This is a genomic window from Curtobacterium sp. MCPF17_001 (assembly GCF_003234615.1).
GTDB lineage: Bacteria > Actinomycetota > Actinomycetes > Actinomycetales > Microbacteriaceae > Curtobacterium.
The window spans coordinates 71086-90430 of the sequence record NZ_QKSL01000001.1 but is presented as its reverse complement, the minus strand read 5'-3'; the positions used below and the strand labels follow the sequence as shown (position 1 = coordinate 90430).

General features: G+C 72.9%; 21 protein-coding genes. 15 read left to right on the top strand and 6 right to left on the bottom strand.

Annotation, left to right across the window (positions count from 1 at the left end; all coding sequences use genetic code 11):
- Positions 1-2 precede the first annotated feature (2 nt).
- On the top strand, positions 3-2138 hold the full coding sequence (locus DEJ24_RS00470; protein ID WP_111076816.1) for an efflux RND transporter permease subunit: 2136 nt from the start codon (positions 3-5) through the stop codon (positions 2136-2138).
- Positions 2139-2150: 12 nt separating this feature from the next.
- Positions 2151-2801: a GntR family transcriptional regulator gene (locus DEJ24_RS00465; RefSeq protein ID WP_111076815.1), complete on the top strand. Its 651-nt coding sequence runs from the start codon at positions 2151-2153 to the stop codon at positions 2799-2801.
- A 45-nt stretch (positions 2802-2846) separates the two neighbouring features.
- Here the strand turns inward: DEJ24_RS00465 and DEJ24_RS00460 are convergent, their stop codons facing one another.
- Positions 2847-3683: a YdcF family protein gene (locus DEJ24_RS00460; protein WP_181436487.1), complete on the bottom strand. Its 837-nt coding sequence runs from the start codon at positions 3681-3683 to the stop codon at positions 2847-2849.
- Between the two features lie 136 nt (positions 3684-3819).
- Here DEJ24_RS00460 and DEJ24_RS00455 point away from each other — a divergent pair, with 136 nt between their 5' ends.
- From DEJ24_RS00455 to DEJ24_RS00445, 3 genes are read left to right on the top strand one after another with little or no spacing between them, the layout of a single operon-like run.
- Positions 3820-5325 carry an LCP family protein gene (locus DEJ24_RS00455; RefSeq protein ID WP_258374570.1) on the top strand — a complete coding sequence of 502 codons (1506 nt, stop codon included), beginning with the start codon at positions 3820-3822 and terminating at the stop codon, positions 5323-5325.
- Between the two features lie 60 nt (positions 5326-5385).
- On the top strand, positions 5386-6000 hold the full coding sequence (locus tag DEJ24_RS00450) for a sigma-70 family RNA polymerase sigma factor (protein ID WP_181436485.1): 615 nt from the start codon (positions 5386-5388) through the stop codon (positions 5998-6000).
- The gene (locus tag DEJ24_RS00445) at positions 5997-6779 is read left to right on the top strand and encodes an endonuclease/exonuclease/phosphatase family protein (protein ID WP_111076811.1); all 783 of its coding nucleotides are present in this window, start codon (positions 5997-5999) and stop codon (positions 6777-6779) included. The genes DEJ24_RS00450 and DEJ24_RS00445 overlap by 4 nt, the downstream gene beginning before the upstream one ends.
- A 3-nt stretch (positions 6780-6782) precedes the next feature.
- On the opposite strand, the gene DEJ24_RS00440 is transcribed toward DEJ24_RS00445, so the two are convergent.
- The gene (locus DEJ24_RS00440; RefSeq protein WP_146245914.1) at positions 6783-7526 is read right to left on the bottom strand and encodes a hypothetical protein; all 744 of its coding nucleotides are present in this window, start codon (positions 7524-7526) and stop codon (positions 6783-6785) included.
- Positions 7527-7662: 136 nt separating this feature from the next.
- Here DEJ24_RS00440 and DEJ24_RS00435 point away from each other — a divergent pair, with 136 nt between their 5' ends.
- Both DEJ24_RS00435 and DEJ24_RS00430 read left to right on the top strand, forming a co-directional pair.
- Positions 7663-7869, top strand: a complete 207-nt coding sequence (locus tag DEJ24_RS00435) for a hypothetical protein (protein ID WP_111076809.1) — start codon at positions 7663-7665, stop codon at positions 7867-7869.
- Positions 7870-7968: 99 nt separating this feature from the next.
- A complete protein-coding gene (locus DEJ24_RS00430) occupies positions 7969-8880 on the top strand; it encodes an SDR family oxidoreductase (protein ID WP_111076808.1) in 912 nt (303 codons plus the stop codon).
- A gap of 144 nt (positions 8881-9024) precedes the next feature.
- Here the strand turns inward: DEJ24_RS00430 and DEJ24_RS00425 are convergent, their stop codons facing one another.
- The gene (locus DEJ24_RS00425) at positions 9025-9345 is read right to left on the bottom strand and encodes a hypothetical protein (protein WP_111076807.1); all 321 of its coding nucleotides are present in this window, start codon (positions 9343-9345) and stop codon (positions 9025-9027) included.
- A gap of 203 nt (positions 9346-9548) precedes the next feature.
- On the opposite strand from DEJ24_RS00425, the gene DEJ24_RS00420 reads away from it, so the two are divergent.
- Both DEJ24_RS00420 and DEJ24_RS00415 read left to right on the top strand, forming a co-directional pair.
- Positions 9549-10241, top strand: coding sequence for a TetR/AcrR family transcriptional regulator (locus DEJ24_RS00420; protein WP_111044495.1), 693 nt, complete (start codon positions 9549-9551; stop codon positions 10239-10241).
- 110 nt (positions 10242-10351) lie between these two features.
- On the top strand, positions 10352-10546 hold the full coding sequence (locus DEJ24_RS00415; RefSeq protein ID WP_110903840.1) for a DUF2795 domain-containing protein: 195 nt from the start codon (positions 10352-10354) through the stop codon (positions 10544-10546).
- A gap of 99 nt (positions 10547-10645) precedes the next feature.
- Here DEJ24_RS00415 and DEJ24_RS00410 read toward each other — a convergent pair whose 3' ends face one another.
- Complete coding sequence (locus DEJ24_RS00410) at positions 10646-12148, bottom strand: threonine/serine exporter ThrE family protein (protein WP_111076806.1); 1503 nt, start codon at positions 12146-12148, stop codon at positions 10646-10648.
- Between the two features lie 91 nt (positions 12149-12239).
- Positions 12240-12680 (bottom strand): OsmC family peroxiredoxin, encoded by a 441-nt coding sequence (locus DEJ24_RS00405; protein WP_111076805.1) that lies wholly within the window; start codon positions 12678-12680, stop codon positions 12240-12242.
- A 101-nt stretch (positions 12681-12781) separates the two neighbouring features.
- Between DEJ24_RS00405 and DEJ24_RS16695 the strand changes: the two genes are divergently transcribed.
- Genes DEJ24_RS16695 through DEJ24_RS00395 form a run of 3 tightly spaced genes read left to right on the top strand, consistent with a single transcriptional unit; the run spans position 12782 to position 14395 of the window.
- Positions 12782-12940, top strand: a complete 159-nt coding sequence (locus tag DEJ24_RS16695) for a hypothetical protein (RefSeq protein ID WP_181432838.1) — start codon at positions 12782-12784, stop codon at positions 12938-12940.
- Between the two features lie 35 nt (positions 12941-12975).
- Positions 12976-13935, top strand: a complete 960-nt coding sequence (locus DEJ24_RS00400; protein WP_111076804.1) for a GNAT family N-acetyltransferase — start codon at positions 12976-12978, stop codon at positions 13933-13935.
- A 43-nt stretch (positions 13936-13978) separates the two neighbouring features.
- A complete protein-coding gene (locus DEJ24_RS00395) occupies positions 13979-14395 on the top strand; it encodes a VOC family protein (protein ID WP_111076803.1) in 417 nt (138 codons plus the stop codon).
- Between the two features lie 21 nt (positions 14396-14416).
- On the opposite strand, the gene DEJ24_RS00390 is transcribed toward DEJ24_RS00395, so the two are convergent.
- Positions 14417-16312 carry a gamma-glutamyltransferase family protein gene (locus DEJ24_RS00390; protein WP_111076802.1) on the bottom strand — a complete coding sequence of 632 codons (1896 nt, stop codon included), beginning with the start codon at positions 16310-16312 and terminating at the stop codon, positions 14417-14419.
- 200 nt (positions 16313-16512) lie between these two features.
- Here DEJ24_RS00390 and DEJ24_RS00385 point away from each other — a divergent pair, with 200 nt between their 5' ends.
- The 3 genes from DEJ24_RS00385 to DEJ24_RS00375 all read left to right on the top strand — a co-directional run bounded on the left by DEJ24_RS00385 (position 16513) and on the right by DEJ24_RS00375 (position 19263).
- A complete protein-coding gene (locus DEJ24_RS00385; protein ID WP_111076801.1) occupies positions 16513-17673 on the top strand; it encodes a peptidoglycan DD-metalloendopeptidase family protein in 1161 nt (386 codons plus the stop codon).
- 38 nt (positions 17674-17711) lie between these two features.
- Positions 17712-18353 (top strand): DNA alkylation repair protein, encoded by a 642-nt coding sequence (locus DEJ24_RS00380; RefSeq protein WP_111076800.1) that lies wholly within the window; start codon positions 17712-17714, stop codon positions 18351-18353.
- Positions 18354-18432: 79 nt separating this feature from the next.
- Positions 18433-19263, top strand: a complete 831-nt coding sequence (locus tag DEJ24_RS00375) for a cytochrome c oxidase assembly protein (protein WP_111076799.1) — start codon at positions 18433-18435, stop codon at positions 19261-19263.
- Positions 19264-19345: the final 82 nt, after the last annotated feature.

Sequence of the window (19345 nt, the reverse complement as noted above, 5' to 3'; positions counted from 1 at the left end):
ACGTGTCCCGCTCCCTCCGCATCGTGGTCCCCGCGCTCGTCGTCCTCGTCTGGCTCGTCGTCGCCTCGGTCGGCGGCCCCTTCTTCGGTCGCATCTCCGAGGTCTCCACGAACGACCAGACCTCGTTCCTGCCGGCCTCGGCCGACGCCACCGCGGTGCAGGACCGCAGCAGCGACTTCCGGGACGCCGGCGGGGCGCCGGCCGTCATCGTGTTCGAGCGGGACGGTGGCCTGACGGCGGCCGACACCGCCGCTGCCGGCCGCATCGCCGACGCCCTCGGTGACCGGGACGACGTCGACCAGGTCAGCCCGGTCATCCCGAGCGAGGACGGCGACGCCGCCGAGGTCGTCGCCACGCTGACCGCCTCCGCCGAGACCGGGGACGCGGTCGCCGCCATCCGTGCGGACGTGGACGACGCCCTGCCGGACGGGCTGCGCGGGTACGTCACCGGCCCGGCGGGCTTCACCGCGGACCTGACCGAGGCGTTCGCCGGCATCGACGGCCTGCTGCTCGGGGTCGCGCTGATCGCGGTGCTCGTCATCCTGATCGTCGTCTACCGCTCGCCGCTGCTGCCGTTCCTGGTGCTCGCCACCGCCGTGTTCGCCCTGACCGCGTCGATCCTCGTCGTCTGGGCACTCGCGAAGGCCGGCGTCGTCACCGTGAACGGGCAGGTGCAGGGCATCCTCTCGATCCTGGTGATCGGCGCCGCGACCGACTACGCGCTCCTCTACACGTCCCGGTACCGCGAGGCCCTCCGCGACCACCGGGCCGGATGGGACGCCACCAGGGCCGCACTCCGCGGCAGCCTCGAGCCGGTCATCGCCTCGGGCGGCACGGTCATCGTCGGCGTGCTGTGCTTGCTGCTCTCGGACCTCAACTCGAACAAGGCGCTCGGCCCGGTGGCCGCGATCGGCATCGCGTTCAGCGTGCTCGCCGCCCTCACCCTGCTGCCCGCGCTGCTCCTCTGCTTCCGCCGAGCAGCGTTCTGGCCGCTCAGGCCGACGTTCGGCAGCGCCCACCCGGTCCTCACCGGCCCGGATGCCCGGGGGCTCTGGGCCCGCGTCGGTCGGCTCGTCGGCCGGCACTCCCGGACCGTGTGGATCGTGTGCACCGTGGGCCTCCTGGCGATGGGCACGGGGCTGCTCGGTCTCCGGGCGGACGGGGTGCCGCAGAGCGAGCTGGTGATCGGGCAGTCGCAGGCGCGCGACGGTCAGACCGTGCTGGCCGACCACTTCCCCGGTGGTTCCGGCAGCCCCGCCCTCGTACTCGGCGACGCCGACCGGATCGACGAGCTCGCCGACGCGGTCACGGGTGTGGACGGGGTCGACGGCGTCACCGCGGCGGCCGAGGACTCGCCCTCCGGCACCACGACGGTCGGCGCGGGCGACACCACGAGCACGACGCCCGGAGCCCCGGCCGCCGACCCCACCGTGTCCCGGGGTCAGGTGCTCCTCGAGGCGACCCTCGCCGACCCGGCGGACTCCGGCGCGGCCGAGCGGACCGTCCGCGAACTCCGCACCGCGGTCGAGCGCGTCGACCCGGGTGCCCGTGTCGGCGGGGTGACCGCGACGGCGATCGACACCGACGACACCGGCATCCGCGACCGGACGCTCATCATCCCCGTCGTGCTCGCGGTGATCCTGCTCATCCTCATGCTGCTGCTCCGGAGCATCGTCACGCCGCTCGTCCTCATCGGCAGCGTCATCGTGTCCTTCGCAGCCGCGCTCGGCGTCGGCGCGCTCGTCTTCGACCACCTGTTCCACTTCCCCGGCGCGGACCCGTCGGTACCGCTGTTCTCGTTCGTGTTCCTGGTGGCGCTCGGCGTGGACTACAACATCTTCCTCATGACCCGGGTGCGCGAGGAGACCCTCCGGCACGGTCCTCGCGAGGGCGTGCTGCGCGGGCTCGGGGCCACCGGCGGGGTGATCACGTCCGCCGGCGTGGTGCTCGCGGCCACCTTCGCGGCCCTCGGCGTGATCCCGATCCTCTTCCTCGTGCAGATCGCCTTCGTCGTCGCGTTCGGCGTGCTGCTCGACACCGTGGTGGTCCGCTCGCTGCTCGTCCCGGCGCTCGTCCTCGACCTCGGCCGCCGGGCCTGGTGGCCGTCGCGCCTCTCGCGCCGACCGCGTGACATGTGACACGCTGACCGCATGCCCGTTCCCGCCACGCAGCCCGCCGCCGAGCGCAAGCTCCTCCGCGACACCGTCCAGGACAAGATCCGCGACGCGATCATGGACGGCACGCTGGAGCCCGGTGAGCGCCTGAACGACGACGACCTGATCGCCTGGCTCGGTGTCTCCCGCACCCCGATCCGTGAGGCGCTCGCCGAACTCGCCCGCGCCGGGCTCATCGAGATGGCGCCGAACCGGTACACCCGGGTCGCGGCACCGACGGCGGCCGAGGTGCTCGACGCGTACCGGACGCTCGGCGTGATCTACGGCGGCGTGGTGCGGCTGGCGGTCCCGCGCTTCACCGACGCCGAGCGCCGCGAGGTCGCGGCGACGCTCGACCAGGTGCTCACCCGTCTGGGCGAGGGTGAGCAGGCCGCACTGGCGCACGACGGCGCCGACGTCTACGCGATGTGGGCCGACGCCTGCGGCAACGCCTCACTCGCGCAGCTGTGCCGGTCGACGACCGACGGCCTGTCCTACAGGCTCCGCGTGCCCGAGATCGCCGAGGTCGTCCCCGTCGCGGCCGTCACGCCCCACATCGCGGAGCTCCGCGACGCCGTGCGCGCTGGTGACCCGATCGCCGCCGAGCTCGCCATGGAGGCCGTGCACCTGCTGCCCGGACGCGACTGAGTCCCTGGCGCGACTGAGTCCCTGGCGCGACTGAGCCCTGGCGCGTCAGGCCGGCAGCATCCCCGTCGCCAGCCCCGCGCCCCACAGCACCACGATCGCGGCCAGCGCTCCGAGGTGCCACCAGCCGTGCATCACGAGCACGGCCGCGAACTCGCGGAGGAACGCACTCGGCACCGACTGCCGCGCGGTCGGCGCCCCGAGCACCCGGGCGTCCAGCCCCGTACGACGCGCCGTCATCGCCGTGCGCATCACGTGGTAGTCGTTCGTGACGACGAGCGTCCGGCCGTCGACCCCGGCGTCGCGCAGGACCTCGTGCGAGAAGCGGAGGTTCTCGCGGGTGTTCGTCGACCGGGTCTCGCGGTGCACGAGCTCCGCCGGCACACCGTGGGCGACCAGGTACTCCGCCATCGCGTCGGCCTCGGTGCGGTCCTCGTCGTCGCCCTGTCCGCCGGAGGGCACCACCACCGGCGTGCGGCCGGCGGCGACGGACCGGTGGAACACCTCGAGCGTCCGGTCCAACCGCGAACGCAGCATCGGTGAGACCGCGCCGTGCACGAGCCCGCAGCCGAGGACGACGAGCGACTCGGCCTCCTCCGTGACCCGGACGTGGCCGTAGGTCAGGGCGGCGCCGAGGAAGACGAGGAACACCAGCGCCAGGTAGCCCGCCAGCGCCAGCACCAGGACGAGCAGTGCGGTGCTCACCGTCGTGCCGACCGCCGCGAGCACCGCGACGAGGACCCCGAGTGCCAGGACGGCCAGGCCGGCGACCAGCGCGAGGAGGCGGGTCAGGCTCCGCGCACCCCGGCGGAAGGCGCGGACGCCGTTCACCAGCAGAGGCACCGCCACGACGGCGCAGCAGACGGCGACGACGGTCAGGAACACCCGACCGACAGTACGGGGCGACCATGGGTGGACGGCGGCGGTGCGCTGGCCCGCCTCCGGGCCTCCCGGCCGGTGCGTACAGGTCGTCCAGGCGGAATCCATGTCATCCGTGCGCTCCACGGTTATGGTTCTCCCCGTGACGAACGCACCCGAGGAGACCAGGCCGCGCCGGGCCGATCGCGCCGTGCCGCCCCGCCACGGACGCCGCAAGCGCCACTGGGGAGTCGTCTTCCCCGCGCTCGCCGGGGTCCTCACCATGGCCGTGTTGCTGAGCGGCGGGTACGCCGCGTACGCGTACAACCGCCTCGCCAGCAGTGTCACCAAGGTCGACGCCATCGGCAGTGCACCGCCCGCGAAGGACGACGTCGACGGCCGAGCGATGAACATCCTGCTGGTCGGCGACGACCACCGACCGGACAACGCGACGCCGGAGGAGATGGCGGAGCTCAACACCCAGTCCGACGGCGGGGCGACGAACACCGACACGATGATCGTGCTGCACATCGCCGCGGACGGTCGGAGCGCGACGATGATCTCGTTCCCACGTGACTCGTACGTCGACATCCCGGGCGTCGGCAAGGGCAAGCTCAACAGCGCGTTCTCGTACGGCACCATGAACGGTGGCGGTGACACCGGTGGCGCGAAGAAGCTCATCGCGACCATCCAGGGCCTCAGCGGGCTGACGATCGACCACTACGTCCGTGTCTCGCTGCTCGGGTTCTACGAGATCGTCAAGCAACTCGGGCCGGTGAACGTCTGCCTGAACCAGGCCGCCCAGGACGACTACTCGGGCGTGGACCTGCCGGCCGGCGTCTCGGAGCTCAACGCCTCGCAGGCCCTGTCGTTCGTCCGGCAGCGCCACGGTCTGCCGAACGGCGACCTGGACCGTCAAGTCCGGCAGCAGTACTTCCTGTCGCAGGAGGCGCGGAAGATCCTGTCCGCCGGCACCCTGCTGAACCCGGTCAAGACCACGAACATCATCGACGCGATCGGCAGCTCGGTGGAGACCGACCAGGGGCTCGACATGCTGACCCTGGCGCGGCAGATGAGCAACCTGCGCCCGTCGAACATCAAGTCGGCGACCATCCCGATCCTCGGCACCCCGACGATCTACCCGAACGGTTCGGCGCTGTCGATCGTCGAGGTCGACACCGCCGGTATGCCCGCGTTCGTCCAGGGGCTCGTCGGGGAACCGCCGGCGTACACGAAGGCGACGGCGGCTGCCGCCGGCTCCGTCACGGTGACGGTCTCGAACGGCAGCGGTGTCACCGGCGCTGCGGCGGCGGCCTCGACGGTCCTCGCCGGCCGGGGTTTCCAGGTCGGTGCCCCCGGTTCCTCGGCCACGACGGCGGCGACGATGGTGCAGTACCCGGCCGGCATGGAGGCGCAGGCCAAGGCGCTGGTCGCCGTCGTGCCCGGCGCGGTGCCGGTCCAGAGCACCGCCGTGCAGGGGGTCACCCTGGTGCTCGGCACGGACGGCAAGACCCCGCAGGCGGCCGCGCAGCCGGGTACCGAGACACCTGCCCCCGCTGAGCCGTCGAAGGAGGCCACGGCCCCGAAGCCGACGAAGGAGGCCGCGGAGCCGAGCCCGTCGTCCACCGCCGTCCACGAGTACGGCCAAGAGGGCGTCTGCATCAACTGAGCGGCGTGGCGGGCCGGTACATCCCGCTGCTGTCCAGACTGGCATGTCACATTGCACGGTGTGGACGACGAGTTGCGCCGACGACGGGACGAGGAACGCGCGCTGCTGCTGCGGGTCGCCGCGGGGGACCGGGAGGCCTTCCGCCGGATCGACCAACGGTTCCGACCACTCGTGCTGCAGGTCGTCCGTCGGCAGCTGCGCGACGACTGGCTCGCCGAGGACGTGACGCAGGACGTGATGCTCGAGGTCTGGCGACTCGCACCGCGGTACGACCCGGCACACCCCGCGATCGCCTGGATCCGGACCATCGCGACCCGGCGGGCGGTCGACCGGGTCAGGAAGGCCCAGGCGGACCGCGACCGGGACCGGCGCGTGGGGATCCGCGACCACGAGGACGTCGACCACGGTGCCCTCGACCGCGCCGAGTCGGTGCTCGACCGGATGGCGCTGCGTCGGGCGCTCGAGGCGCTGCCGGAGCGACAGCGCCACGCGGTGGCCCTCCGCTACCTGGCCGACCTGACCGGGCCCGAGCTCGGTCGGGTGCTCGGCGTCCCCACCGGCACGGCGAAGTCCCGGGCCCGCGACGGCGTGCTGACGCTCCGGCGGACGCTGGTCGGTCCGGCAGGCGAAGACAGCGGAGGCTCCGGGGACCGCGCGGGTAGGTTCGACGGGTGACCAGCACCGCACGCCCGATCACCCTCATGACCTACAACATCAAGAACCCGGACCCGGTGCACGACTGGCCCGCTCGACTGCCGGTGGTCCTCGACGTCATCCGCCGTCACGACCCTGACCTGCTCTGCGTGCAGGAGGCCTTCGACCACCAGATGGACGCCCTCCGCGCGGGCCTGCCGGACCACGACGCCGTCGGCCAGGGGCGTGAGGGCGGCACCGCGGGCGAGCACGCTGCGGTGTTCTACCGACGCGACCGGTTCCGGCCAGTCGAGTCCGGCTCGTTCTGGCTGTCGGACACCCCCGACGAGCCCGTCTCGAACACCTGGGACAGCCTGTACCCGCGGATCGCGAACCACGCGCGGTTCCTCGATGCCGAGGGCCCCGCCTTCACCCTGCTGACGACCCACATGGACCACGAGCAGGGCCCGCACGGCGACGAGGTCCGTCGACGCAGCGCATCGCTCATCGTGCAGCGGCTGTCCGTGGTCGACGGTCCGGTGCTCTTCGCGGGGGACTGCAACGAGCCGGCCGGGTCCGGTGCGGCCGCACAGGTGTTCGCGGACGCCGGGTACACCGACGCATGGACGGTGGCGGGGGACCCGGACGACCACACGGCGTCCTACAACGACTGGCAGCCACCGGTGGCGACCGGGGAGCGCATCGACTGGGTGTTCACGCGTGACGTCACCGGCGTCGACCGGGTGCAGATCGACCACGACGGGCCGGAGACCTGGTTCGCGAGCGACCACTTCCCGGTGATCGCGACGATCCGGGTCTGAGACTCAACAGCCGCGGGCGGGGCGGATCGGCATCGGCGAGCCGATCACGGTGACCGCGGATTCGTCGGTCAGGACCGACACCCCGTTGGTGCCGTCGTCCGAGCGTTCGTCGTCGTCGGACCAGCCGCGCTCGAGCAGCAGCTGCCACGCCTGGGCGTCGTCCGACCCGAGGGACTCACGCTCGCTCTTCGACGCGTCGTCGATCTGCCGCGCGACGTCGTCGCCGACCTGGACCCCATGCGGTCCGGAGAGTTCGATGACCGCCCCGAGACGGGAACGGACATGGTCACGGAGCACCCGGACCTCGACCCGGTTGCCGGCCCTGCCGGGCTGGGACAGGGCCGCGACGCGGATCGCCCCGCCCCACGTCGAGGTCGTGCTGGCCGGGACGCACCGGCCGGCGTCGCCCACGGCGGTCTGCGTCCGGGCGGGGGTGCCGAGGACGCGGTTGAGCACCCCGACGGTGTGCTTGGCGTCCCGCATGGAGATGGTGGTGACGGTGCGGTCATCGGCGCGGAGGACGATCGACTCGGCGCGGAGCTCGACCGCGTCGACGGACTTCAGGGCGGCGGCGGACACCGGGCGCCACGTGGGCACGGGATCGGCGGTGCGGGTCGCCGACGCACTCGGCTCAGCGGCAGCGGCACGGTCGGCGTCCTGGCCGGACCAGTGGTCGACCGCAGCGCCGTTGCCCACCACGAGGGCGAGCGTCACGGCGCCGATCGTCAACACGGTCCTGGGAGTCACTCGCTCGACCGTAGCCGCACCTCCCCCAGCGGGCGACAGGTGTTACCGAAACGGTTCCGCACCGTCACCGGACCGTGACATTCCCGGAACGCGGGTCCGGGGCCGGTACGCGGTCGCCCCGGGTAGCGTCGGGCCCATGGCGGAGTACGTGGTGGACAGCACCGGAGACAACGCGGCGCACGGCGTCGACCTGATCGACGGCGACGAACCGGCTGTGCGGATGATCGTCCACGGGGACCTGCCGTCGACGATCGAGCACGACGGCCGGACCTGGGCCCGCACCGGCGACGCTGAGGACCAGGGCGACGACGCCCCGCCGATCGCGGTCTACCGACCGGTCTGAGCGGTCGCCGGCACCGGTCCGCGCAGCACCAGCCGGACTGCGCGGCGGGGGACAGTCCCCTGAACGGAAGCGGGTGACCCGGTGCGTACCGTCGCACGCATGACGGACCAGCGGATCGACCAGTACACCATGCAGGACCCGACGAAGCTCTACGCCGACAAGAAGCCGGACGAGCAGTACCTCTCGGGTGCCGGCACCGACGCCGAGATGGCGCAGAACGTCCCGGCCGACCACGGCGAGGACACGTACCGCGGCTCCGGTCGACTCGAGGGCCGCAAGGCACTCGTCACCGGCGGCGACTCCGGCATCGGCGCTGCCGTCGCCATCGCCTACGCCCGTGAGGGTGCCGACGTCGCGATCGTCTACCTGCCCGAGGAGCAGGAGGACGCCGACCGCATCGTCGGGCTCATCGAGGCCGCCGGTCGCAAGGCCGTCGCGATCCCGGGCGACATCACCGACGCGGCGTTCTGCGAGCAGCTCGTCGAGACGGCCGTGCAGGAGCTCGGTGGCCTCGACATCCTGGTGAACAACGCCGGCAAGCAGCAGAACGTCGACGACATCACGAAGATCTCCGACGAGGAGTTCGACGAGACCTTCAAGACGAACGTCTACGGCACCTTCCGCATCACCAAGGCCGCGGTCCCGCACCTCAAGCCGGGCTCGACGATCATCAACACCACCTCGATCCAGGCCTACGCGCCGTCGCCGCACCTGGTGCACTACGCCGCCACCAAGGCGACCGTGAACAACATGGCCAAGGGCCTCGCGGCACAGCTCGCGCCGAAGGGCATCCGCGTCAACGCCGTCGCCCCGGGCCCGATCTGGACCCCGCTGCAGCCGGCTGGTGGCCAGCCGCCCGAGGCGCTGCCCTCCGCCGGGGAGCAGACCTACCTCGGCCGCTGGGGCCAGCCCGCCGAGCTCGCGCCGGCGTTCGTGTTCCTCGCGAGCGGCGAGTCGTCCTACGTGGTCGGCGAGACGCTGCACGTCGACGGCGGCATGCCGACGCCGTAGTCGTCACACCGGCGGTGACGCCGGACCGGACGGGAGGTTCCCCACCGGGCACGGCCGGCTCGCCGCTGGCGCGTCGAGCCGGAACCGGCAGGCGTGGGCCCAGTGGCTGCGCAGCCACGGGCCTCCCGTCTGTCTACGGTCGGTTCAGCGCATCCCGCAGGTGCGCGCCATCGACTCGAGCAGTTCGCGCGCCGCGAGGGCGGCGGCCAACTCGACCTCGACGGGGTTGATGCCGACGGCCTGCTCGAACTCCCGGCGCCGGGCCTGCAGGGCGACCGGGACCTCGGGCCGTTGCGGCAGGACGGCGATCGCCTGGGCGGCGGCCTCGAACGCACCCTCGGGGCGACCGAGGTGCTCCCACATGGTGCGGACGTCGTGCGCCACCTGCTCCGGGGTGCTCGCGAACTCGAACCCGGCGGACGCCATGGTGGCCAGGCCCTGTGCGGTGGAGTCGTTCGGAGACATCCCGGCATCGTCACACACCGGGCATCGGACTCGCCCGGGCAGTGGCCGCTGAGCGCCGTCGCTTGTCCCCCATGTTGCCGACCCCCGTACCGGGGATGCGCGTCACCCGTGATCTACGCCAGGATCGTCATGCGGACAGGACGTCCGCACCCCCGGACGCGACGGCCACGACCTGACCGCGTGTCCCGGACACGGAGGGCAAGATGCTCGAGGACACCAGCGCCGACACGGTGGCTGCCGCTGCGGCTGCGGCCACCCTGCACCTGCGGATCAGGATCGTGGGTGCCACGGTCGACCTGCTTCGTGACGTGCCCTTCCACGAGGCACGCGTCGAGCACGTCGCCGAGCGGCTGGACATCTCGACGTACGAGCTCCAGCAGCACTTCCCGTCGTGGGACGGACTCGTCCTGGCCGCGGTCGACCGGTGGAACGGTGCCCGGATGGACGAGGTCACGCGCGAGGTCGGCAACGGCAGCACGGTCGAGCTGCTCCGTGCGATCGTCGCCTCGAACGCGGACGACCCGGCCCTGATGCGCCTGCTCGTCGCTCTACTCAGCGTCGCCGGCAACCCCGAGCACGCCATGTCGACGTACCTGCGCTCGCGGTACCAGCTGTTCTTCTCGCAGGTGAAGCGCGGGTTGGAGCACGACATCGCGGTCGGCCGCGCCCCGCACACCATGGACCCCCGCCGCGGAGCCGAACAGCTCATCGCACTGTACGAGGGGCTGCAGCTGCAGGCCCTCCTGCGCAGTGACCTGGACCTGGTCGCGGCGTTCGACCGTGCCGTCGCCCGTCTCGAGCGCGGGTGGATGGAACGGTACGAGGCGACCGCGCAGCGACGGCTGTCGACCTGGGGCGACGTGTCCTGGTCCGACGACGAGACCTGGTCGGTCTGACGGGAGGCGCGGGCCGGCTCGTGCCGTCCGTGCTGGCCGCCGACCGCATCCGCTGGGTCGTCGCCGAGGGGACCCCGGGTACGCCGGGAAGCCCAACGGAAGGAACGATCGTGGCAGCACCGAACCCCATCCAGATCCAGAAGTACCTGAGCGGCATCGACTACCCCGCCTCGAAGGACGACGTCGTGTCGACCGCCGAGAAGGAGAACGCTCCCGACGACGTGCTCGAGGCGCTCCGTGCGATCCCGGACGGCGAGTACGACGCTCCGACCGCCGTCTCCAGCGCGGTCTCGGACGCGAGCTAGGCACCGCCTCGTTCCGCTGGGACCCGCGCTGAGCGACCGTGCGCCGGGCCACGTGCCCGCGTCGTGTCGCTCAGTGCGGGTCCCACTCGGGCGCGCGGCTCACCAGCGCGGGACGCTGCCGTTGCCCGGGTCGTAGCCGGAGTCGCGGATGACCGGCAGCGCGGTGGTGTCGCTGTGCACCGAGTGCACCTCGATCCGGCGGCCACGGCGCAGCGCACGCCGGGCTCCGGGCGTCGCGAAGAGCCCGCCGAGCACGAGTCCGGCCCCGATCGCGAGCGCCACGGTCACCGCCGACCCGAAGTCGAACACCGAGCTCGACGACCCGCTCATCACGTTGAGCAGCGCGTTCGAGACGGCGACCCCGGGCAGCAGCGCACCGCAGAACGCCGGCACCGCGATCGCCGAGACGGCCGTGCGCATCCGGACGGCCGCGTAGGTCGAGAGCACCCCGAGCAGGACCGAGGCCACGAACGTCGCCCCGAGCAGCGGGAGCCCGAACGCCTTGAGCTGCCAGAGCGCCGCCCCCGCCGCCACGGAGAGCACCACCGCGACCGGGATCACGCGAGCGCTCGCCTGCTGCACGAAGCAGTTCGCCCCGGCCGAGACCACGGTCAGGGACAGGGAGGCCCACAGCGGTAGGGCCTGCGTGACGATGCCGGACGGGTCGACCTCGAGCCGGAGCCAGTGCGTCATCGCGATGCCCGCAGGCACCCCGACGACGATCGCCGCGATGAGCATCCCGATCGTGAACGCCCGGGCGACCGCCATCGCGCGGAACCCCGAGATCGCGTCCTGCGCCCACGTGACCAGCTGCACGTGCGGCAGGAGGAGCACCACCAGGGCCGCCACCATCGTCGCCGCGCCGGTCGGGGTGAGCACGCCGGCCCAGATGGCGAGCGTGCCGATCACCGACGCCACCGCGCCCTGTGCGCCCGAGACGAAGAACTGCGGGTAGCCGCGGCCGGTCAGCCACCGCCCGGAGACGATGATCCCGAGCATCAGGACGAACGCCCCGACGCCGGCCCGCCAGCCACCGCCGGCCTGCAGCGCGATCGACGTCCCGAGGACGGACAGGCCCACGTCGGCGAGCCACATCGGCCACCGCGGCGGCATCCGGAGCACCGCCACGAGGGCGCTCACCGCACTCGTCATGTCCCGGTCGTCGTGGATGACGTCCTCGACGATCTGGTTCGCCCACGCCAGGCGCCCGAGGTCGGCGCCGTCGGAGCGCGTGCTGCGCATCTTGACGAGCGGCGGGCCCTCGGTCGGCGAGTACTGGATCGTCACGGCACTGCCGGAGAAGTCCAGGTCGAGCGGCGCGAGGTTCCACTTCGTCGCCACGGCGATCACCGCGGTCTCGACGCTCCGGGTGTCGGCACCGGAGGCGAGCATCACCTCGGTCAGGTCGAGGCAGAAGTCGACGATCTGCCGGGCCGAGTACTGCTCCCGCAGCGACCGGGTGTCGGGGGCGACGTGCTCGTAGATCGTGCCGCGCAGGCGCGCGCGGACGTCCCGCATGTCGTGCTGGGCGACGCTCCGGGCCCGGGGTCGCGGTCGGGGTGGTCGGCCCGGTCGGGGGCCGGGGAGGAGCGGTTCGGCCATCGGACCATTGTGCATCGCGCTGCCGGGGAGACGGACGGGAGGCTGCCCACCGAACCGGTGGGCAGCCTCCCGTCAGGAGCGCGCTCGGTGCTTACTGCTCGAACGTGGCGTGCAGGTCGATGTCGACACCGGTGAGGGCCTTGCTGACCGGGCAGGTCGCCTTCGCCTCGTCGGCGGCCTTCAGGAAGGTCGCCTCGTCGATGCCGGTGACCTCGCCGTGCACGGTGAGGACGATGCCGGTGAGCTTGAAGCCGCCTGCGGAGTCCGGGCCGAGCGAGACGTCGGCCTTGACGTCGAGGGACTCGACGGTGCCGCCGGCCTCGCCGAGGACGGCGGAGAACTGCATGGCGTAGCAGGCCGAGTGCGCTGCGGCGATGAGCTCTTCGGGGCTGGTCGTGCCGCCGGCGTCGTCAGCGGCGCGCTTCGGGAAGGACACGTCGTAGGTGCCGACCTTGGAGCTGGAGAGTTCGACCTGGCCGGAACCGTCGTTGAGGCCGCCGTTCCAGGCGGTGCGTGCGGTGCGTGTGGGCATGGCCGCTCCTTTCGTTCGGGTGTGAGGGCCGGGTGCGACCCTCGGTGCCGAGTCAATCGGAGAACGAGCGTTCTCGCAACGGTTCCCGGGGAAGACGCAGGATGGTGGTTCCGGCCGCTCGGGTACCGCGGCCCCAGGAGCCGCCCTTCCGCATCGAGCCGGACACCGTGGGGTTCGCCCTCGCCGACGCGCTCGAGGCCTGCCGGGAGTTCGAGGCCGGCGAGCTGAGCGGCCGCGCGGTGGTCGTCTCGACGCTCTAGCGTCCGCCGGTCGTCCGGCCCTATGGTCGGGTCCGATGACCGACGCAGCAGTCCGCACCGCACTCGAGACATGGTCCCCGGTGCAGCTACCGGACTGGAACCCGTCCTGGCGTCAGGACCTGGCGGCGTCGGCCGAGCCGGCGCTCGCCCTGGTCGGTGACGCCTCGTGGGGCGCGGCGGTCCGCGACGCCGTGCAGCTCCCCGTCGCCGATCCGTTGCTGTGGGCGAACCGACGCATCGAGCTGTCGTCCGGGCACTGGGCGATCACGGGCATCCGGTTCCGCGGGCGGGACGTCGCGAAGCCCTTCGTCGACGTGATCGCCACCGACGTGGCACCGGACGCCGCCGGGATCGCCGAACTCGCCGAGGTGCTGCCGGCCCATCGGGACTTCGCCCCGCTGTGCCTCCGTGTGCACCTGCCGGGTGACCAGCACTCGGCACCGACGTCGGACGGGTTCACCGCCGTGACGGACCTGCTCGTGGTGTCAGCCCCGGTGGCACGGGTGGCCGATGGCGCAGCGAGCACCGGTGTGGACGTCGAACTGGTCCGGGCCGAGCCGGCGGGGGCCGCGGTCCGGGTCGCCGACGCCTACGACGGACTGCGGCGGTCGGAGCCGGACCTGGACCAGTGGGCGACCGCCGCCGACGAGGACTCGCTCGCCGACGCGGACGAGGAAGGGCTGCTGTTCGACGTGGTCGTGGCCGGCCGCATCGCCGGGGCCGTCGCAGCCACGCGGGACGACGCGGACGGCTTCACCGGCTTCACGGTCGAGGAGATCGTCCTGGACGCCGAGCACCGCGGACACGGGTACGGGCCGCTCGTGCTCCGGCAACTCGCTCGTGCGCTGCCGGCCGGCCCCTCGGACGTGCTCCGCGGGCACATCCACCCCGACAACACCCGATCGCTCCGGAACGCCCTGGCGAGTGGCCGCGAAGTCGTGTCGTCGCTGGTGTGGATCACCCCCACCGGTTTCCCGGGGATGCCGACGGTGTAGCCCACCCTTGACGGCGGACCCGGGCAGCAGGAGTCTTGCGCGCATGACCCTCTTCATCAGCTGTCCGGTCGCGAGCGTCCAGCGCGCGACCGCGTTCTACACGGCACTCGGCTGGACGCAGAACGCCGAGATGTCCGGCCCGGACACGTCGTGCTTCGCGATCGCGCCCGAGCAGTACGTCATGCTCGCCAGTCGGGAGATGTACGCCAGCGTCGGCGGCACCGAGGACCTGATCGGCGGTCCGGACACCCCCTCGAAGACGACGGTGTCGTTCGACCTCGGCAGCCAGGAGGCCGTCGACGAACTCGTCGAGCGCGCGGCCGCTGCGGGCGGCACGGTCGGCGACACCGACGACTACCCGTTCATGTACCAGCGTCAGTTCGACGACCCGGACGGGTACCACTGGTCGCCGTTCTGGATGAAGACGGACGCGGACACGACCGCGGGATCGACCGCCTGACCCGCTGCGGCGACGGCGTGTTCAGCGCCCAGCCGCGTACCCCTGCGCGCCTCGCGGGTTCGCGGCCGCACCGACCACTCCGGTCTCTGGATCCCGGATGACGCACGTCAGTCGGCCCAGGCTCCAGTCGCCCGCGCGCGTGACGACGTGACCGCGGGCCTCCAGCCCGGCGATCACCGTGTCGCCGAGCCGGTCCTCGACGACCAGGCCCGCCGGCTCCCACGTCCGCGGCCAGAACGACCCCGGGAACGACGTCGTGTGCAGGGCCGGGGCGTCGATGGCCTGCTGCGGCGTGTACCCGCCGACGATCCACCGGAGCAGGAACAGCAGCTGCCACTGGTCCTGCTGGTCGCCGCCGGGAGAGCCGAGCGCCATGACCGGCACGCCGTCGCGGAGGACGAGCGTCGGGGTGAGTGTGGTGCGCGGGCGTTCGCCGGGGCGCAGGGTCGACGCGGTGCCCTCCTCGAGCCAGGTCATCTGCAGCCGCGTGCCCAGGCAGAAGCCGAGCTCGGGGATCGTCGGTGACGACTGCAGCCAGCCGCCGGAGGGCGTGGCGCTGACGATGTTGCCCCAGCGGTCCACGACGTCGATGTGGCACGTGTCACCGCGGGTGTCGCCGTCCGGTGCGACGAACGGTTCGCCACGGTCCTCGACCGGGACCTCCGCAGCCTCGTCGACCGGTCCACGCCGGGCACCGGGCACGGTGGGCTCCCCGACGCCGGCCGCACCGGTCACGTCGTACGAGGTGCGGAGCGGCGGCAGGACCGGGTCGACGCCCGGCACGTCGCCCGGGCGGAACTCGGCCGAGGCGGTGTCCGCGATGAGTGCCCGACGTGCAGCGACGGTGGCGTCGGTGAGCAGGACGTCGAGCGGGACCGTGCCGTCGCCGTAGAACGCCTCGCGGTCGGCGAGGGCGAGCTTCAGCGCCTCGACCACCGTGTGCGCGCCGAGCTCGGTCGACGGGTCCAGGCGCTCGTCGTCCAGCGGCTCGAGCATCCGCAGGGTCTGCAGGAGCGCCGGTCCCTGCCCCCACGGCCCGGTCTTCGCGATGGTGTGGCCGCGGAACTCCGCGGTCGTCGCCGGTTCGGTGGTCGCCCGGAACGCGGCCAGGTCCCCGGCCCGGAGGACGCCGGCGTGGTCGGTGCCGGACGAGTGCCGGTGCGGCTGCCGGACGAAGGCGTCGATCGTCGTCGCGACGAACCCCTCGGCCCACTCCCGGCGAGCGGCGTCGATCCGGGAGGCCCGTCCACCGTCCGCCCCGCTGTCGTCCGTGTCCGCGCCGGCCGCGACCAGCCGGTCGAACACCGAGGCGAGCGCCTCGTTCCGCACCAGGTCCCCGGTGACGGGAGGCGCGCCTCCCGTCAGCCACCGCTCGGCGGAGGTGGGCCAGTGGTCGCGGAACAGGTCCGCGACCGCCCCGATCGTGCGGACCACGCCGGCGCTCACCGGGTGGCCGTCGCGGGCGTACCCGATGGCGGGGGCGAGCACGTCCGCGAGCTCCCAGGTGCCGTGGTCGCGGAGCAGCAGGAGCCAGGCGTCGACCGCTCCCGGCACGGCCGCGGCGAGGGCGCCGGCACCGGGGACCAGGTCGAGCCCCTCGGCGCGGAAGTGCTCCGGGGTCGCCCCGGCCGGAGCCGGACCCTGGCCGACGAGGACCACGGGGGTCGGGTCCGCCGCGGTCGCGTACACCGCGGTCAGGTCCCCGCCCGGGCCGTTGAGGTGCGGTTCGACCACGTGCAGGACGAACGCGCCCGCGACCGCCGCGTCGAAGGCGTTGCCGCCGCGTTCCAGGACCGACTGGGCGGACGCGGTGGCGAGCCAGTGCGTCGAGGCCGTCATCCCGAACGTGCCCTGCAGGTCGGGACGGGTGCGTTCCGCGGCCGGACGGACGAAGGCGGGGTTCGGCTGAGCGGGCATGGGTCCCATCCTGTCCCCGGAACGCCGGGAGCACACGGACACGCGTCGCGCAACGCCCCCGGACCGGGGATGGCCCTGATCGGTTCCGCCTGCGAACCTTGATCGTCGAGTCGTACAGGGACGTCTCGACACCGGACACGCACCGCGCTGGCGCTCGGCCGCCCGCGGTGGGCCTCACCACGAGCAGGGACGACCACCACATGATCAGGGCACGAGCACGCTTCGCCGCGGCCGTCACCGCTGTCGCGATCGCGGCCGCGGGACTCGTCGCGGTCGCCGCACCGGCGCACGCAGCGACCACCTACACCGGCACCGCCCCGGCGGGCACCTGGCTCCGGGCCGGCGACCAGGTGACCTCGCCGAACGGGCAGTTCCGGCTGGTCATGCAGGGCGACGGCAACCTCGTCGAGTACGGCATCGGCAACGCGGTGCTCTGGGCGTCGAACACCTCGAACCAGTCCGGCGCCGCCGCGGTCGTCCAGAAGGAGGGACCGCTGTCGATCATCAAGAACGGCAAACTGCTGGCGCAGTGGGGTCCGAAGAGCTCCCCGACGAAGAGCCTGGGAGTCAGCGGCGACGGCACCCTCCTCCTGCTGAACACGGCGAACACGACCACCTGGAAGCTGCAGACGTTCCAGAGCCGGGTGCCTGCCGGGACGACGATCCTGCCCGGCACGGTGCTGCGCTCCGGTGCCGGTCGCGACCAGACCTTCACGATGCAGACGGACGGCAACCTCGTCCAGTACGTGAACGGCGCCGCGGCGTGGTCGTCGAAGACCTTCCGGCACCCCGGCGCGACCGCCGCGGTGCAGACCGACGGCAACCTCGTCGTCTACCCGAAGGGCGGCGGCACGGCGCTCTGGGCTTCGAACACCTCGCGCAAGGGCGGCGGAGCGCTGCTGGTGCAGCTCGACGGCAACGTCGTCCTCTACGGGAAGGCGGACACCCGTTCCTGGTCGACGAAGAAGGTCACCGGACTGCAGTGGCCGGTCGCGGGCACGACGATCACCGGTCGCTACGGTGACGACCGCGGCGCCGGCCACGTGCCGCGCTACCACCAGGGCACCGACTCGCCCGTGAAGATCGGTACCCCGGTGTACGCCTCGGGGAGCGGGCGGGTGACGACGGTGGTCCGCAACAACGCCAGCTACGGCAACTACGTCGTCGTGACCTACGGCCTGACGACGGTGCTGACGGCGCACATGAGCTCGATCGCGGTCAGCAAGGACCAGGTCGTCTCGCTGAGCACGCAGCTCGGCAAGTCCGGCAACACCGGGCAGTCCACCGGCCCGCACGTGCACGTCGAGACGCGGGTCAACGGCACGCTCAAGGACCCGCTGACGATCCTCGCGTTCCGCTGACGGCCGGCGTCCCGGACGCCGGCCGTAGGGTGGTGGGGATGTCACGCCCCACCGCCGAGGACGTCCTCGTCGCGTTCGCCCGGACGCCGGGGGACGTCGGCGCCGCACGCCGCATCGCCCGGCGCTTCGCGGACCTGAACCCCGGGGAGCGGTCGGCGCTGCTCTGGAGCGAGGACCCGGGCGGTCGCCTCGTCGCCGTGGTGCTGCTCCTGCAGGCCGCCCGCGAGCGGCAGGCCGAGCACCGCGGCCCGGACCCGGACCTGACCGACGAGTACCTGTCCGCGCTCCGGGCCGAGCGGCTCGACGACCCGGCACTGGTCGACCTGGCCGCCGAGGACCTGGTCGGCACCCCGCTGCTCGGCGGCTCGACCGGGCCGCTCTTCGCCCTCGCGAAGTCCGACGTGGCGCTCGTCCGTCGCGCCGCGGTGGTGGCGACCCTTGCGTTCGCGAAGCAGGGCGACGCCGAGGTCCCGCTCGCCGTGGTCGGTCGCCTCGTCCGGGAGCGCGGCGACGTCGTGCAGTCGGCCCTCGGCCGGGTGCTGCGCGAGGTCGGCAAGCGGGCGTCCGAGGTCGAGCTCGTCGCGTTCCTCGAGCGGCAGGGCCGGTTCCTCAGCCGCGCGGCCCTCGAGACCGCGACCGAACACCTGCCGCCGGCGGAACGGGACCGATTGCGCGGCTGACCAGTCGCGGGACCCCGTCGCGCCGAACACCGCGCACCGGTCTCCGACAGGATGGTCGGACGACGACAGGAGCTCATCGGTGCACTCTCACGGCGGCACGCTCGGGACCTTCACCCTCATCGCCCTCACCGTGGCGGGTGCGGTGTACATCGTCGGGGCGTCCGGACAGCGGCGACGCGGGCACGCCGCCTGGCCCCCGGCACGGACGGTCTCCTGGATCGCCGGACTGCTGGCCGTCGCCGCGGTGCTCGTCGGGCCGCTCGGCCACGCCGGTGGGCACGACCTCACCACGCACGTCCTCGGCCACGTCGTCATCGGCATGGTCGCCCCGGTGCTGCTGGTCCTCGGCTCGCCGGTGACGCTCGCCCGCCGCACGCTCGAACCCGTCCCGCTGCAGCGCCTCGGTCGCCTGGCCGGCAACCCGCTGACCCGGGCACTCGCGTTCCCGGTGGTCGCCGCAGTCCTGGCCGTCGGCGGGTCCTGGCTGCTCTACACCGGCACCACCGCGGCCGACTCGACCCGCGACCCGGCCCTGCACTCGGTCGTGATGATCGGGTTCCTGCTCGCCGGACTGCTCCTGACCGCGGGCGTGGTCGGGGTCTCGGCCGGCATCCGTCGCAGCCCGCGCTGGCTGCGGGTGACCGTCCTGGTGCTCTCGACCGCCGTGCTCTGCGCCGAGTCCGCGCTGATGGCCGCGGCCGGCGTGCCGGACATCCCCGCCGACCAGGTGCCGTCCGCATCGGCAGCGCTCTGGATCGGTGCGGTGCTGTACGCCGTCGCGCTGGGTGTCGTGGTCGCCGGGGAGCGTGCCCGCGACGAGCGCACCGCACGCGACGACCAGGTGGCCGCTGACGTCCGGGAGGCGCGCCCCGCGCCCGCCGCACCCGTCGCCTCCGACCCGGTGCGCTGACCGGCCCACGCTGGGAGGCTCCGCGAGGCGGAGGCGTACCGATGGGACGACGCGTGCCGGGCCTCCCTTCCGGCCGCGACCG